General features: G+C 47.9%; 14 protein-coding genes and 1 tRNA gene. 5 read left to right on the top strand and 10 right to left on the bottom strand.

Features of this window, described 5'->3' with window-relative positions; translation table 11 throughout:
• On the bottom strand, positions 1–945 hold the full coding sequence (locus tag TA_RS01735; protein ID WP_010900763.1) for a nucleotidyltransferase family protein: 945 nt from the start codon (positions 943–945) through the stop codon (positions 1–3).
• A gap of 171 nt (positions 946–1,116) precedes the next feature.
• On the opposite strand from TA_RS01735, the gene TA_RS01730 reads away from it, so the two are divergent.
• Positions 1,117–2,454, top strand: a complete 1,338-nt coding sequence (locus tag TA_RS01730; RefSeq protein WP_010900762.1) for an MFS transporter — start codon at positions 1,117–1,119, stop codon at positions 2,452–2,454.
• Between the two features lie 25 nt (positions 2,455–2,479).
• Here TA_RS01730 and TA_RS01725 read toward each other — a convergent pair whose 3' ends face one another.
• Both TA_RS01725 and TA_RS01720 read right to left on the bottom strand, forming a co-directional pair.
• Entirely contained in the window at positions 2,480–3,703 is a 1,224-nt protein-coding gene (locus TA_RS01725; protein ID WP_010900761.1) for an MBL fold metallo-hydrolase, read from the bottom strand.
• A gap of 5 nt (positions 3,704–3,708) precedes the next feature.
• Positions 3,709–4,482, bottom strand: coding sequence for an S-methyl-5'-thioadenosine phosphorylase (locus TA_RS01720; RefSeq protein WP_048161532.1), 774 nt, complete (start codon positions 4,480–4,482; stop codon positions 3,709–3,711).
• A gap of 277 nt (positions 4,483–4,759) precedes the next feature.
• Between TA_RS01720 and TA_RS01715 the strand changes: the two genes are divergently transcribed.
• Positions 4,760–4,832: transfer RNA gene (locus TA_RS01715), tRNA-Gly, on the top strand.
• Positions 4,833–5,169: 337 nt separating this feature from the next.
• Here TA_RS01715 and TA_RS01710 read toward each other — a convergent pair.
• Positions 5,170–5,799: a hypothetical protein gene (locus tag TA_RS01710; protein WP_048161530.1), complete on the bottom strand. Its 630-nt coding sequence runs from the start codon at positions 5,797–5,799 to the stop codon at positions 5,170–5,172.
• A gap of 93 nt (positions 5,800–5,892) precedes the next feature.
• Here TA_RS01710 and TA_RS01705 point away from each other — a divergent pair, with 93 nt between their 5' ends.
• The gene (locus TA_RS01705; protein WP_010900759.1) at positions 5,893–7,875 is read left to right on the top strand and encodes a threonine--tRNA ligase; all 1,983 of its coding nucleotides are present in this window, start codon (positions 5,893–5,895) and stop codon (positions 7,873–7,875) included.
• Here the strand turns inward: TA_RS01705 and TA_RS01700 are convergent.
• The 6 genes from TA_RS01700 to TA_RS01675 form a co-directional block, all read right to left on the bottom strand.
• Positions 7,863–8,915 (bottom strand): electron transfer flavoprotein subunit alpha/FixB family protein, encoded by a 1,053-nt coding sequence (locus tag TA_RS01700; RefSeq protein WP_048161529.1) that lies wholly within the window; start codon positions 8,913–8,915, stop codon positions 7,863–7,865. The two genes, TA_RS01705 and TA_RS01700, sit on opposite strands and share 13 nt — an antisense overlap.
• Positions 8,915–9,709: an electron transfer flavoprotein subunit beta/FixA family protein gene (locus tag TA_RS01695; protein WP_241761872.1), complete on the bottom strand. Its 795-nt coding sequence runs from the start codon at positions 9,707–9,709 to the stop codon at positions 8,915–8,917. Before TA_RS01695 ends, TA_RS01700 begins: the two co-directional genes overlap by 1 nt.
• Before the next feature lie 6 nt (positions 9,710–9,715).
• Positions 9,716–9,988 carry a ferredoxin family protein gene (locus tag TA_RS01690; protein WP_010900756.1) on the bottom strand — a complete coding sequence of 91 codons (273 nt, stop codon included), beginning with the start codon at positions 9,986–9,988 and terminating at the stop codon, positions 9,716–9,718.
• A gap of 10 nt (positions 9,989–9,998) precedes the next feature.
• A complete protein-coding gene (locus TA_RS01685; protein WP_010900755.1) occupies positions 9,999–11,285 on the bottom strand; it encodes an FAD-dependent oxidoreductase in 1,287 nt (428 codons plus the stop codon).
• Between the two features lie 189 nt (positions 11,286–11,474).
• The gene (locus tag TA_RS01680; protein ID WP_010900754.1) at positions 11,475–12,038 is read right to left on the bottom strand and encodes an XTP/dITP diphosphatase; all 564 of its coding nucleotides are present in this window, start codon (positions 12,036–12,038) and stop codon (positions 11,475–11,477) included.
• Complete coding sequence (locus TA_RS01675; RefSeq protein ID WP_010900753.1) at positions 12,031–13,620, bottom strand: bifunctional N(6)-L-threonylcarbamoyladenine synthase/serine/threonine protein kinase; 1,590 nt, start codon at positions 13,618–13,620, stop codon at positions 12,031–12,033. Before TA_RS01675 ends, TA_RS01680 begins: the two co-directional genes overlap by 8 nt.
• A 140-nt stretch (positions 13,621–13,760) precedes the next feature.
• Here TA_RS01675 and TA_RS01670 point away from each other — a divergent pair, with 140 nt between their 5' ends.
• Positions 13,761–14,147, top strand: a complete 387-nt coding sequence (locus TA_RS01670; protein WP_010900752.1) for a 30S ribosomal protein S6e — start codon at positions 13,761–13,763, stop codon at positions 14,145–14,147.
• On the top strand, positions 14,131–15,366 hold the full coding sequence (eif2g, locus tag TA_RS01665; RefSeq protein ID WP_010900751.1) for a translation initiation factor IF-2 subunit gamma: 1,236 nt from the start codon (positions 14,131–14,133) through the stop codon (positions 15,364–15,366). Before TA_RS01670 ends, eif2g begins: the two co-directional genes overlap by 17 nt.
• Positions 15,367–15,368 lie beyond the last annotated feature (2 nt).

Genomic DNA, 15,368 nt, shown 5'->3' with positions numbered 1-15,368 from the left:
TTATTTTTTAGAGATGATTAATTCCAGCCTCGTATTTTCAAAGGCGTTTACACGTACCTTACCTGAAATGCTCCTTACATCTCCATTCCTGAATTTTTCGTCGGATGAATCTCCGAACGTTCCTAGGCCTGACTGGATACGCAGTATGCAGCCGTCTCCGCAGTCGATTTCTGTATCGGACCCGGCCTTTATGGCGTATTCCAGCAGCCTGGACCGATCATCATCGTATAGAACCTTCAAGTATCCCCATGGATAATCTTCCCTGTTCCTGTAATCAGCCCTGATCCTTTCAAGATCCTTCTCGCTGTCTATGCCTATCCACATCGCCTCCTCGGTATAGGATCCGATCAACCCCTCCCTTGCCATCCTTGGAAATACGGTCGTTTCAAGATCACGGTCTATGTATTTCTCGAAGAAGTATGGAAACGCATCGGACTTTATGTAGTACAGACCTGCATTGATGTAATGATTCAGTTCTGGCTTTTCCCTGAACTGGACGATCTGATCTCCGAACGTTTCCACTATTCCAAACGGACTCTTCATCCTGGTCACGTACATGGTTATGTAATACTTCTGATCCTGTGCCTTCTTCAGAAAGTTAAGGAAGTTAACATCCGTAACCGTATCGCCGTTCCTCAGCACTATGTCATCGTCCTTTACCTCATCGATGAGGTTTCGTAGCGAGTACAGCGTTCCCAGAGGTTTCTCCTCCCTGAGATAGTATATGTTCATGTCCCTGTACCTGCTTCCGTAACGCTCCTCGATCTTGTTGCCCAGATATCCAGAGAGAATATAGACAGCTTCTATTCCCATGATGCTGAAGTCGAAAAGCTGGCGATCCATTATGGTGTAATTATCCTTTATCTCAACCAGCGCCTTCGGTATCGAATCTGTTATTGGCTTCAGCCTCTTACCATAACCACCAGCCAGTATAGCCCCTATCATAACAGGCTATAGCATATGCATTATATTTTTTTCCTGATACACGAATCAATCTTCGCATTTAATCGGCATTCATCGATGCCAAAGTCGAAAATCTATATATATGAAAAGCGTATTTTCATACCTGCTGGGCGCTAATAGCGCTGCGGGATCCGCACAAAGGAGGTATAAGTCATGGGTTTCTTCGATGAAATGGATAACATGAGGATGAGACCGTTCCACAGGAAGATGGAGATCCTGGCATCAATGGGCATGTTCCTGGATGGTTATGACCTTTCAGTGATAGCTATGGCAATACTGCTGATGCCAATACAGCTCAAGTTCAGCAAGCCTGAATACATACTTGTCAACGTGTCCGCATTAGCCGGCATGATTGTAGGCGCTCCGCTGCTTGGTAGGCTATCGGATCGCATAGGCAGAAAGAAGATATTTGACATAGATCTAATACTGTTCGTTGTTTTCGCTATAACCGCAGGCCTTGCGACTAACTTCTGGATGATGTTCATAAGCAGGTTCATGCTCGGCGTCGGCATAGGCGGTGATTATCCGATAAGTTCTACAATAGTATCAGAATTTGCACCGGTGAAGAGGCGCGGAACGCTGCTCTACGCCATGGTAGGTATGTACTGGCTCGGATCGCTGTTCTCCGGCATTATGAATTACACATTTGCCTTCACATATTACTTCTGGAGATACACGTTCATCATCGGCGGAATAGTCGCAATACCGATAATATCTTTGAGGATGCAGATCCCTGAATCGCCAAGATGGCTCGTAAGCCAGGGAAGGGCTGATGAGGCAAGCAAGGTCATAGAGAACATAACCGGAAAGGAGCCGGATCTGAACGAAGGTGTGATAGAGGGCAAGGAGGAAAGATCTGTCAGGTTCAGAGACCTCTTTTCATCAGGTTTTCTTTCCAAGACGGTATTTGTGCTTTCGGTATGGTTCCTCTTCGATGTGGCCTCATACGGTATAGGCTTCTACTACCCGACGATGATGAGGGAGATCGGACTGTCCGCTTCGGCACTCAACACTGCAGGCCTACGCGTGATCGCTGAGATCGGAATGATCGTGGCTGTGGGCGCAATTGTGGGCTATGCCGTCGCGATGATGCTGGCTGATCGTGTGGGAAGGCGCGTCCTCACATTGGTTGGCGTCTTCGTGATGTTTGCACTTCTGTTCCTAGGTTCAATGGTAAAAATTGTCTCGCTGATTCCGCTGGTATCATTCTTCTTCTCATTCGTCCTGTTTGAGCAGTGGGTTGGCGCTGCCACACTCTTCTACCCAACAGAGCTGTATCCGACAAACTACAGATCGACTATACAGGGAATAGCCACATCGGTTTCAAGGGTCGGTGCGATAATGGGCGTCGTGGTGTTTCCCCTGTACCCAATATTCCACTCGATGTTCCTGTTTGCTACCCTCATGTTCGTGGCCTTTGTGATAACGGTTCTGTTCGCACCAGAGACAAAGAAGAAACCACTTGAAAAGATATGGAATGCAAAAGCCTGAAAATAATAAAAAATAATGATTATTTTTAAATTTCGTACTCTTTTCCATTGTATGGCAGCAAGACATCATAGCCTTCAAGATCTGGCAGCAGATTCTCCCTGTGGTCTCCGTGGCAGAGCACTATTTTCTTCGGATCTATGGCCTTTATGAAGTTGACGAGTTCATCGTGCCCGGCATGGGCTGACATATCGAAGAACTCAACGCGCATCTTGGGCTTCACCGTGACACCCGCGATTGTCAACGTACCCGTTTCCAAAAGGCTTCTTCCGTTTGTTCCCTCGACCTGGTATCCGGTCACGAATATGGCGCTCTTTTCGTCTTCCAGCAATTTCTGGATGTATCCAAGCACAGGGCCACCATCAAGCATCCCAGAGGTTGAAATGATTATATCGCTCCTTATGGCGTTCTCACGCATGTTCCTGCCCTTTATGATCCTGACCTTGCTGAGCGCCCTTAGGAACTCCTTCTTCGATCTCAGGAAACCGGGTGTATTAAGGTATATAGTGCTTATATCGTTGCCCATACCATCAACGGCTACATCATATCCCATGTCAGCTATTGTCATTATCAACTCCTGCGTCCTGCCGACTGCAAACGCAGGCATTATGACCTTGCCACCACTGTCGATGACCTCCTTCACGCTGTCCCTGAACCTCTTTCTGACATCTTCCCTGCTCTCGTGGTTCTTGCCTGCATACGTGCTCTCTATTATGAGTACATCCGTTTTTATCGGCTTTGCACCGTTTATCAGGTACGTGTCAATGGTGTTTACATCACCAGTGACAGTCACGGATATTCCGTCCTCGAACTTCCACATCGTAGATCCAGGAATGTGGCCTGCCGGATAGGGCGTGGCCACCATATTTCCGACCTCTATGGATTCAAAGTACCTCGCCGGCCGCATGTTAGCAAGAGCGCTGTTTATGTCATCCTCATTGAACATTGCCGGATAACCCTCAATGTTAGTCACCTTGAGAGCATCGCGCAGCAACGGTTTCATAGTATTCAGAGTCATCTGCGTTGCATACAGGTCTGGCTCACCTTTGTGGTAGTAGACTGGCACTGCTCCTATGTGATCCAGGTGCGAGTGCGTTATGAACATCGCATCCACGGGCTCAGGGGGCAACGGGTACTGCGGTGGCTTCTCCGGTATAACTCCGTAGTCCACGATCACGCTCGTATCCTTGTCGGTTATCTTCACTCCTAGCCTTCCAACTTCTTCTGCACCACCCAAAAACTTCAATTTCATTTCCATCACATTTTAGCGTTATCCAAACGAAGAGAGCATGAACACTTCCTCTCTTTCTTTATGAGCGGAAGTGCGTTGAACAAGATGTCCCTGACCTTGTGATCATTCTGCTTCATTATATTCATCACTTCCCTTGCATCCACCGGCTTGGTGGACCAGACATCGTAATCCGTTATGGAAGCGATGACTGAATAACACAGCGCAAGTTCGCCTGCCAGACTTACCTCTGGTACAAGCGTCATACCTATTATATCAGCAAACTGCCTGAACATCTTCGATTCTGCTCTCGTTGAGAATCTTGGACCCTCAATCGTTATATATGTACCTGAATTGTGAACTGGGATTTTAAGATTTCTAGCAGTATCATAAAGTATGGAATTCATCTCAGGGCAGAATGGATCGGCCTCCGAGATGTGGTATACCTGAGGGCCATCATAAAATGTCAGATCCCTTCTCTTTGTAAAATCGATGTACTGATCAGGGATCACTATCTCTCCTGGCTTGTAGTCCTCCCTGAGAGAGCCGACAGCGTTAAGCCCTATTATCCTCTCCACTCCAAGTTCATGAAGAGCCCATATGTTTGCTCTGTAATTCACCTTGTGGGGCGGTATCGTATGCTTCTTTCCATGTCTTGGCAAAAATGCAACCTCAACCCCATTAACTTCACCTATCTCCACAGCGTCAGATGGGTTTCCAAACGGCGTTTCAATAACTTTCTTTGTGGATTCTGGCATGAGGTCGTAGAGTCCACTGCCTCCAATGATGCCTATGTAAGCCATGTTTACCGTCACTTCAATTTAGAAGTAAACAAAAAGTTAACTCTCCTAAAAAAGCTAACAAAAGTTAAAGAAAAGATCATGCCTTCATAACCTTCACTTGAGAAAGAATCGCTGCATATCTGGAAAGTGGCTTACTCATCCGATGGTGTAAAATATCATCGGAGATGCACGAATTTGTAAGTTTAGTTCCTGGAAATGATGCAGCATCATCCGTTCAGATGCGATGCAGGTCACGGAAAAGTTTTTTAGCTTTTTTCAATATCCTGTTTGCTTTTCTGCAGGTGTGGTGTAGCCTGGTAGCACGAGAGCCTTCCAAGCTTTCGACTCGGGTCCAAATCCCGACACCTGCATCACTGCTGATATGAATCCGTTCTTGAGATATTATGCATCTCCCTCTTGCAGGCGTTGGAATCCTCGATAACAACCTGATCTTGATGGTACAGGTAGTTATCCTTCATCGAATCCCAAGAGGCACTGCCACTCACGGAAAAAGGGGTACCGCAAAGGTGCAATCCTCTGACAGCGATGATAATCGATCCCCGTCAAAGATGGCACCACGTTTATCGCGCTTGGACATCTTCAAGATTTGGTGCTCCAATATTCCACCACATACAGGACATTCCGAAGAAGTTCCCTCTGGATATTGCATAATAAACATGATCAAATATAAACATCCCTATTAACAGTTCAAACCCTGTTCTGGCTCCTGAGATATGCTTTTCTTCCCAGTATCCGAACGTATATCGAGGCGCCTACAAGGACTATGAATACCACAAGGCCATAGTAATACGGATACTTGCTGTATATGGAAAGGTAATCGAATATCCCCAGGCCGCCTATTAAGAGTACTAGGGAGGCCAGCAGGTATCTTCCCTGTATTCCCCTTCGGCCTGCTGCCACAGGCACCGGCTTGACGTAAGCCTGCAAAAACGCGCCGTATATGATCATGACGGTATCATCGCTCTCCGCATCCACTCTCAGCGAATTATCTACCCTGCTTATGGTTCCAACAGTTACGCCATTGCTGTAAACGCTGACACTGTTTGAGACTCCTGAGACAAATCCATTGAGATCGCGCATATCAACGTTGAAAGTGTTCGAATAATAATCAATCACGAGGCCACGTCTTTCATACCCGACAGGATTTCCGTGTTCGTATATTTCGAACCTGCCAGAACCGGCCCTTGCGATCCTGATATCGGCCACGCCAGATATCACAAGTTCAGCCGTTCTTACGCCTGTTCTGTTGATCGTTATCCGCCCGATCTCCTGATCGCCCTGAAAGATTGTTCCGTCTCTTATGATGTAAGATGGCATTATGCAAGTATGTGTTCATTACGGATAAACATTCCCGATAAACGCTCAAATCCATGAAATTGATCTTTTTATAGGTATATCTCTTACCCAATTATGCCAGATTCAATCGTTCATGTCAAAAAGGGGCAGCGTTTCCTGGACGTTATAAAGGATAAAAACGTGGTTGCCGTCAAGATCGATAGCGTCCTGCATGATCTCAGAGATGTTGCAGAACGTGATGTTGATGCAATTCCAGTGAGCGTGTATTCTGACGACGGCCTTTACATACTCAGGCATTCGGCAGCGCACCTGTTAGCAAACGCTGTCACCAATCTATACCCCGATGCGCTTCCCAACACCGGTCCGGTTGTGGAGAACGGCTTTTACTATGATTTCGATATGAAGCCCATCGGCGAAGAGGATCTTGCAAAGATAGAGGATGAGATGCGCAGGATTCAGAAGGAGAACGTGCCCATAGAGAGGATAGTGTATCAGAAGGCTGATCTCCTTAGGATATTTGCGAAGAACCCGTACAAGATCAGGATAATAGAGGATAACGTGAGCGATGCCAGTTCCGTCTACAGGCAGGGCAACTTCGTCGACCTCTGCCTGGGGCCCCATGTACCGAGCACCGGTTATATAAAAGCATTCAAGCTTCTGAACATTGCCAGCGCGGTTTACAAGCACGATGAGAGCAAGACCCTCGTAAGGATATACGGAACCGCCTTTCCTGACGAAAAACTGCTTAAGCAATATCTGAACAACCTTGAAGAGGCCAAAAGAAGGGATCACAGGAGGATAATAGCAGAGATGGATCTTGCAGTCTTCAACTCAGAATGGGCACCGGGATTTCCTCTTTATACGCAGTATGGCCAGACGATAAGGAAAGAACTTCTTTCCTACATGGACAGCATGAATAGGAAGAATGGATGGTTTGACGTCTGGACTCCGCACGTCTTCAGGGACACCATATGGAAGCAGAGCGGGCATTATGCCAAGTACCGGCCAAACATGTACCTGTTCACCCTTCCAGACGGTGACAGCTACGGCATAAAACCGATGAACTGCCCTGGCCACATAGCCATCTTTTCAAGGAGGAAGTACAGCTACAGGGATCTTCCTGTAAGATATTCCGAGCCTGGAACCGTGTACAGATACGAAAAATCAGGAGAGGTAGGCGGATTGACCAGGCCGAGGGCCTTCACGCAGGATGATGGCCACGCCTTTCTGCGCATGGACCAGATCGGTGATGAGATAAGAACCCTGCTGACCATGGTCAAGGATGTATTCACCATTTTATTCGGAAACATCGAACTGTCCTTCGATCTTAGCGTTATTGACAGGGATCATCCCGAAAATTACCTCGTCAGCTATGTGTGCAGGAACTGCGGGTACAGGATCGAGGGGGCACGCGGTACGGATATAGAATGCCCAGTGTGCCATTCTCACGATCTCGAACCGGATCTCTCTGTCTGGGACAATGCGACTGAACAGCTCAGGGACGCACTCAAATCCATGGGCATAGAGTACAAGGAGTACCCTGGGGAAGCCGCATTTTATGGCCCGAAGATAGACGTACATGTGAAGGATGCTATAGGAAGGATGTGGCAGCTATCGACTATACAGCTGGACTTCTTCATGCCGGTCAACTTCGGCCTGACGTACACCAACAGCGAGGGCAAGGAGGATCGCGTCGTTATGATCCACAGGGCTATATATGGCAGCTACGAGAGGGTAATGGCCATACTGTTGGAACACTACGCCGGTAAGCTGCCAACCTGGTTGACGCCAATACAGACCTATGTGGTGCCCATAAGCAGCAACTTCGATGAGTACGCGAGGCACGTTCACGAGGAGCTGATCAGGCACGGCATAAGAAGCGAGATAGATACTTCACAGGAGACTGTCAGCAAGAAGATAAAGCTCATACATCCTTACAGGCCTGCGTACATAATCGTGGTAGGTTCCAAGGAAATGGAAACCAACAGCGTCACCGCAAGGAACAGGGAAGGCAAATCAAAAACGTACAGCCTCTCTGAATTCATAGATGTTGTGAAAAAAGAGATAGAACAGAGAAAGGTGGATCAGGCCTTCTGAGCCTCAGCCACCTTCTGCTTTCCAAAGTTCTTTATTGCATCTATCAGCGCAGGAACGGCCTTTCTGTAATCTTCTACTATTATATAATCAGATATCTTGTTTATCTCTGCGTTGGGGTCCTTGTTTATGCTGATGATCACCTTTGAAAACTTCATGCCTGCTACGTGCTGCGGTTTTCCAGATATTCCCACTGCTACGTACAGATCAGGCCTGACCGCCTGGCCGGTCTGCCCAACCTGGTGATCCCTGGTTATCCAGCCCAGATCCACCGGAGGCCTGGACGATCCAACTGCACCGCCTATCAGATCCGCCAGATCCTGCAGCAACTTGAATCCATCAGGACCGCCAAGCCCGAGGCCGCCTGCCACGACGATCTTTGCGGCTGTAAGGTCCGTTGCTTTCTTTGGAATGAACTTGATTATCTGCTTTTTCAGCATGTTCTTGTCAACGTTTACCTTCTTCTTCACGATCTCGTATTTGTGGTCTTTTTCCTTCTCGGCTGGCGTAAAAGTGCCTGGCCTGGCTGTGGCCATCTGCGGCCTGTGGTTTCTGCACAGTATCTCTGCAAGCGTGCTTTCACCGTACGTTGGCCTGTTCGCCAGCAACGTCCTGTTCTCGTCCACATCCAACACCGTGCAGTCCGCTGTTATTCCTGTCCTTTCCTTGACTGCTATTCTGGATGCAAGATCCCTACCGTTCCTGGTCGCAGCGAGCAAGAATATGTTCGGCTTGTATTCTGCGATGTAATCGCCTATTATTTGTGCATACGGCATCGTCCTGTATTCTGCCAGATCCGGAGACTCCGCGGCAAGTACGATATCACATCCATATTCACCGACTTCCTTCGCTATTCCGTCCACTTTATCTCCTATGACTACGCACAGCAGCTTTTCGTTTATCTTGCGTGCCAGCTGTTTGCCGATGCCGATCATCTCCAGGGATGATCTCTTTATTTCATCGCCCCTGTGCTCGATGTACACGCCGACGTTCTTGTATTCGTCCTTGTTTGCAACCGGAATTGCGTTTATGAGGCCAACCATCACTTACCACCTACCTTTATTATGTTCTTTGAAACAAGATCCGCAACGATATCATCGATCTTGTCAAGTGTTACGGTCTTGTGCAGGTGCTCCGGTTCCTTGATAGCCTTCATCGACCTGACTATTGTTGGAGAACCGCGCAGACCGACCCATTCAGGCTTGAGACCGAGCTCATTTATACCCCATGATTCCACACCCTTTCTGATAGCATCGATCTTTTTCCTGAGGCTCTGGTGCCTCGGGATGTTCGAGTTCAGGAGAACCGTTATGACAACCGGCGTTGGCACCTTGACTATCTCATCCCCATCTTCGAGATCTCTCGTAGCTATAACGTAACCGTCTTCGTAGTCCACTTCCTTCGCATACGTTATCTGATCGAACCCGAGGAATTCTGCAACACCAGGACCGACATGGCCCGTGCTGGAATCGGTTGTCTCATCCCCGCCAAAGACTATATCGACGTTCCCCAGCTTGGTTATGGTTGCAGCCAGAGTGAGGCCCGTAGGATACGTATCAGCTCCGGCGAAGGCCCTATCCGTGATTAGAATGCCCCTGTCTGCTCCACGGGCCATGCACTCAATTATTGCGGCATCGGCCATCGGCGGGCCCATGGATATGACGGTTATGTTTGCTCCAACCTTGTCCTTTATCCTCAGCGCATATTCAAGTGCATTTAGATCTGCAGCATTTACTACGTTTCTCGCCTTTGTCCTGTTTAGCGTCATCTTGACCGGATCGATCTCAACCTCGCTGCTGTCAGGAACCTGCTTTATCATAACAACTATGTTCAGCATGCCTCATCACCCATATTTGTATATGACTCCGTTGTCTCCCTTCGGAAGCGTCCATTTCACGCTACCGTGTGAGCACGCTATGTCGCATGTGCCGCATTCTACACAGTCTTCATACTTGAAGTTCAGCTTACCGTTTATGAGTGTGTAGCAGTTTGCAGGACAGGCGAAAACACAGAAGTGATCTGGGCATCCAGCACATATATCGGGATCGATCGTTATGTGCGCGTATGATCGATCCGTCTTGTAGTTTAACAGGGAAAGCTTTTCCTCAATCTTCATATATCACACCTCACATCTTCCTCATCATGCGGTAGCCGCTTGATATCAAGTCCGTATACTTCATACCGTTGGATCTGACTGCAGCGGTCAGTACCTGCATCAGATGCTTTTTTGGCATACCGCGTTCATCAAACATCGACATCATAACGCTGTCCAGTATCTTTGGCATGGTCTTCTGGGTGAAATCGCTCCAGGTGACGTTCTGTATGCCATTGAAGGTGTAGAGATCGCTAAGCACGTAGCTGTTGCGTAGCTTGCTTACATAGGTGGATAGCGTTTCCTCGCTTATCTTGCCCTTGTTCTCAAGTATCGTTTCGGCTGCCAGCATTCCTGACGTTATTGCGTAGTTTATCCCCTGCAGCACCATGCCGTTGCTGAAGGTAAACATCGCGGCATCTCCGGCGACAAGATATCCATTTCCATAGAGCTTTGGCATGCTGGCGAGTCCACCTTCTGGTACCAGATGGGCAGCGTACTCATCCGGTATTCCGTCCTTTATCAGGTTCTTTATAAACGGATGATCCTCGAATTTGCCCATGATATCATAGGAATGCGTCATTCCATTTGCCCTAAGCCGATCTAGCGACGTGACAATGCCCAACGATATGGTATCCCTGTTTGTGTACAGGAAACCGCCGGACAGCAGGCCATCATCGAGGAAACCCAGCACGAATTCTGATGCATATCCACCCTTCGAATCAACGTTGAACCGTTCATTTATGACGTTTTCAGGCAACTTGATGGTCTCCTTTATACCCAGCGCAACGTCATGATCTGAGAGTTTTGGCCTCAGACCGGAGTTGATAAGAACCCTTGGGTTTGCACCCTCCGCCACGATTACGGCATCAGAGGTTATGACATCGCCATCCTGCATCACTCCTATCACTTTGCCCCCATCTATGACTAGCTTGTCAACAGTTATACCGGTGACGAGCATTGCACCTGCATCTTTTGCCTTCCTTGCCAGCCACTGATCGAATTTGCCCCTGACGATGATCTTTCCAGATTTCTTCTCCATGAGTTCCTGTGAACTATAGCTTATGGCTATCTTTGATTTCTCTGTCAGGAATGCAACCTCCTTTCTTGTAACGTAACGTTCGATGGGTGCGCTTCTCTCCCAATCCGGTACGACTTTCGAAAGCTCATCGCCCCAGAGGACTGCACCGGAAACGTTCTTTGTTCCTGGAGGATCGCCCCTCTCCACCAGAAGTACGTTCATCCCACCCTGCGCAAGTTTTATTGCAGCAGAGGATCCTGCCGGACCAGCGCCGATAACTATGACATCAAATTCACTCATTGTTCGAAGATAGCGAATTTATTTATATGTTTTTTGTTTTTTTCTATATTATAAAAGATTTAGGATTATCATTGACGTTTTTCGACACAAACCTTTGATATTTCTCCCGAAACTACAGGAAAATATAAATATATGATCAGAAAGGAGAGAATATATACGAAGATTGTAATCGTTATAATTTTATATATATTATTTCTTAGCTGTCTGGTTCATCTTTATATATTCGAAGAGACCACGAAATGCTATGCTCCTATGTGAAATTGCGTTTTTCGCCTTTATGTCCATCTCAGCGAATGTCCGATCCGATCCCTCCGGTATAAATATCGGGTCGTATCCAAATCCATTAGAACCTCTTATAGATCTGGCTATTTTTCCCATGACCTTTCCGATGAACTGCGTTATGCTGTGCCCTTCGTTCATGGATACCACGGTGAGGAAGTAAGCCGTACGATCATCAACGTCGTCCATGATCTTGAGGATACCTTCGTTCCCTATAGTGGATGATACGTAGTTAGAGTAAGGTCCTGGAAACCCCCTCAGCGCATTTATGAACAGCCCTGAATCATCCACGAAGTATGGTGCCTCAACAATTCGCGAGAGCTTGTTGCAGCTATCATACGATATCCGCTCGGTGCTATCATCCTGTATCTCCTCGTACTTCATGCGGACCCATTCTATCTCTATGCCGTACAGGGCGGCCATTTCGCTGACCTCCTCAAACTTGTGCCTGTTGCTTGTAACGAACCTATACATACCTGTGCCTCCTTCTTATTGCGGATACGGTTTCGAGTACATCGTCCGCCAGATTGAAATTGTTCCTGTAGGACTTAAGCATCTGGCCGATCACGCTGCCCGAATCCAAACCCAGCCCCTTAATAGAATCCTCTAGGGCGTATATATCCACGGCCATGTCCTCTATCTCTGCATTAACCTTTCCCATGCTGGGATCGATGATGAAAACGCTATCGTTAACAATTATGTTATTGACAGTCAGATCCCCATGAGCGATTCCTGCCCTGTGCATCTTTGCTATCATGATGCCCAGCTCGTTCAGGAAATCGGTTCTGCCTTCGTTAAGCTCTGCGGACATCATCCTTCCTGGTATTTTCTGCATGGTGATGGACATTGAGAAAGGATCGAAGTCGTAGACTACTGGTGAGTTAACACCGGCCTCCTTGAGCTTTCTGAGAATCGTGAATTCATTGCGCATTCGTTCATATCGGATCTTCTTATCAAGATCCGAATTTCGGTAGGACTTGGAAATGCGCACCTTTCTTATTGCCGGCCTTCCATGAAAGCTGACCTCCTCTATCCTGGATTCTGCACCGGCCTTTCCATAGTCTTTTCTGGAAGCGTCTGTTATCCACGGTGCGTCCACCTCATCTATTCTGAAACGAGGGTTCACCGCCGTCTCCTCAACGGACATGCGTACACCGGATTTATACATCAACAGCGCTGCCTGTGCTATCATTATGCCGTTGTCCATGCAGTATTCCCTGTCAGTTAGATAGGATCTGATGCCCGCCTCCCGAGCCATATTAGTCACCATATCCCGGAGCCTTCTGTTCAGCGCAACCCCACCAGCCATGAGTATCTCATCCTTGCCTGAAACGTATAGCGCTCTTTCCAGCACCTCTACCAGCATGGCGAATGCCGTTTCCTGTATGCTGTAGCTTATATCCTCTATGGCCTGGCCGGTTTTGAGATACTGCAAAGCAGCGGTTAGGATGCCAGAAAAGGCCGTATCCATCCCCTTCACTGAATAGGGAAGATCCAGAAGCTTCGTTCCCTTCATTGCGAGCTTCTCTATCTCCGGACCACCAGGAAACGGTATCCCGGCTTCTCTGGCGAATTTGTCAATCATATTCCCTATCCCGATGTCCAGCGTCTCCCCGAGAACCCTATACCTTCCATTGACGTGGGCTATGACCTGTGTATTGCCGCCTGAAACGTATAGCATTACCGGATCGATCGCACCAGTTACCCGCCTGCCTATCTCTATGTGGCCAAGCGGATGGTTTACACCTATGATTGGTTTGCCGGTCAGAACCGATATCGTTCTTGCGGCGGTTGCGGTCACCCTCAAAGATGGAGCAAGGCCTGGCCCCATGGAAAACCCTATGAGGTCGATGTCATGGATCGATATCTTCGCTTTCTCGAGAGCCCTAGATATCACAGTATCTATTACCTCAGAATGATGTACAGCTGCGTCCAGTGGCCTTATCCCTCCGGTCTTTGGCCTGTACATGGACGATTCCATGGCCAGTATGCGGGATTCGTCTATTATGCCACAGCTGATTGTATGCGCAGTACCCTCTAGCCCAAGAACTATCACAGGAGGTCATGAAAGCTTCACATTTAAATCCTCCCAGCGGAACCATCAGCGCAGGAACGACTATACTGCGTGTTCTGGGAGTCCTGCATTGGAAATCATCACATTTTTAAAGGGCATTGATATTAACCGACAGGTGAATCATGGCTAATTCATTGGCAATCATTGCTGATCCCAAGACTGGTAAGACTTACAAGAAGGAGATACCGGCGGAGAGAATGGGGTCACTGGTAGGAAGAAAAATAGGCGATGAGATAGATGGGGTATTCTTTGATCTGGTGGGCTATAAGCTAGTGGTCACTGGCGGCAGTTCCATAGACGGCTTCCCAATGAGATCCGATCTGCAGACCCAGGGCAAGAAGCAGATACTCGTATCCTACAAGAAGGGTTACAGAGGAAAGAACGGAATAAGAAAGAGGATAACGGTCAGGGGTTCGATCATAGGATCGGATATATCTCAGATTAACCTGAAGATAGTTCAGTATGGGCCAACGCCCCTAGAGGAGAAGAAAGATGATCAGCAAGCTTAAGATGCCTCAGCCTTCGGTCAATATAGGGATGGTCGGCCACGTTGACCACGGAAAGAGTACGCTAACGCTGGCTCTGACAGGCACGAAGACCGATACCCATTCGGAGGAGATAAAGAGAGGCATCTCGATAAAGCTTGGTTATGCAGATACGCCCATATACAGGTGCTACGATTCCTCTGGTAACGTGCATTACACGCGGGAAAAAGGGGAAAATTGCGATCTAGAAAGAGTCATATCGATCGTGGATGCGCCGGGTCACGAAACACTGATGGCAACCATGCTGTCAGGATCCGCGCTTATGAACGGTGCCCTTCTAGTCATAGCTGCAAATGAGCACTGCCCACAACCACAGACAAGGGAACATCTTACCGCACTTGAGATCATGGGCATAAAAAATATAATAATAGTGCAGAACAAGATAGATCTTGTAACAAGGGAGCGAGCAATCGAAAGTTACAGGGAAATAAAGAATTTTGTCAAGGGCAGCATTGCAGAGAATGCCCCAATAATTCCAGTGAGCGCGTACCACAGCACCAACATAGATGCGCTGTTTGAAGCCATAGAAAAGTACATTCCATCGCCTAAGTTCAATGAAAATGACGATCCCATAATGTATATTGCAAGATCATTTGACATAAACAGGCCGGGCACGCCCGTAAGTGAACTGAAAGGCGGAGTCATTGGCGGATCCTTGACGCAGGGAGAATTTGCCCTGGGCGATGAGATCGAGATAGTACCGGGAATACAGACAACGAAGGGAAACAAGACTGTATGGAACAACGTCACCACTGAGGTTGTGAGCCTGATGGCCGGCAAGTACTCATATGACAGGATAAGGCCAGGTGGATTGGCAGCCATTGGCACGAAGCTCGATCCGTTTCTCACAAAGGGAGATGCCTTCACAGGAAGGATCGCAGGGCACGTGGGCAAGGTTCCTCCAGTTGCGTTCTCCATGAGGCTGGAATCGCACCTGCTCAAGAGAGTTGTCGGATCCGATCAGGAACTGAACGTTGAACCCATAAGGCCAAAGGAAACTTTGATGTTCACCGTTGCAACAGCAAACACCGTCGGTGTTGTTAACGCCATGAAGGGCAGCGAAATAGAGGTTTCGCTGAAGTATCCAGTGGCAGCATTCAACGGCATGCGCGTAGCAATAGGTAGGCGTGTTATGAACAGATGGCGCCTGATCGGCTATGGTATAATTCAGTCTCTGGAATAATA

The organism is Thermoplasma acidophilum DSM 1728 (assembly GCF_000195915.1).
GTDB lineage: Archaea > Thermoplasmatota > Thermoplasmata > Thermoplasmatales > Thermoplasmataceae > Thermoplasma > Thermoplasma acidophilum.
Note: the sequence above shows the minus strand (reverse complement) of the source record. Positions and strands in the feature narration are given on the sequence as shown.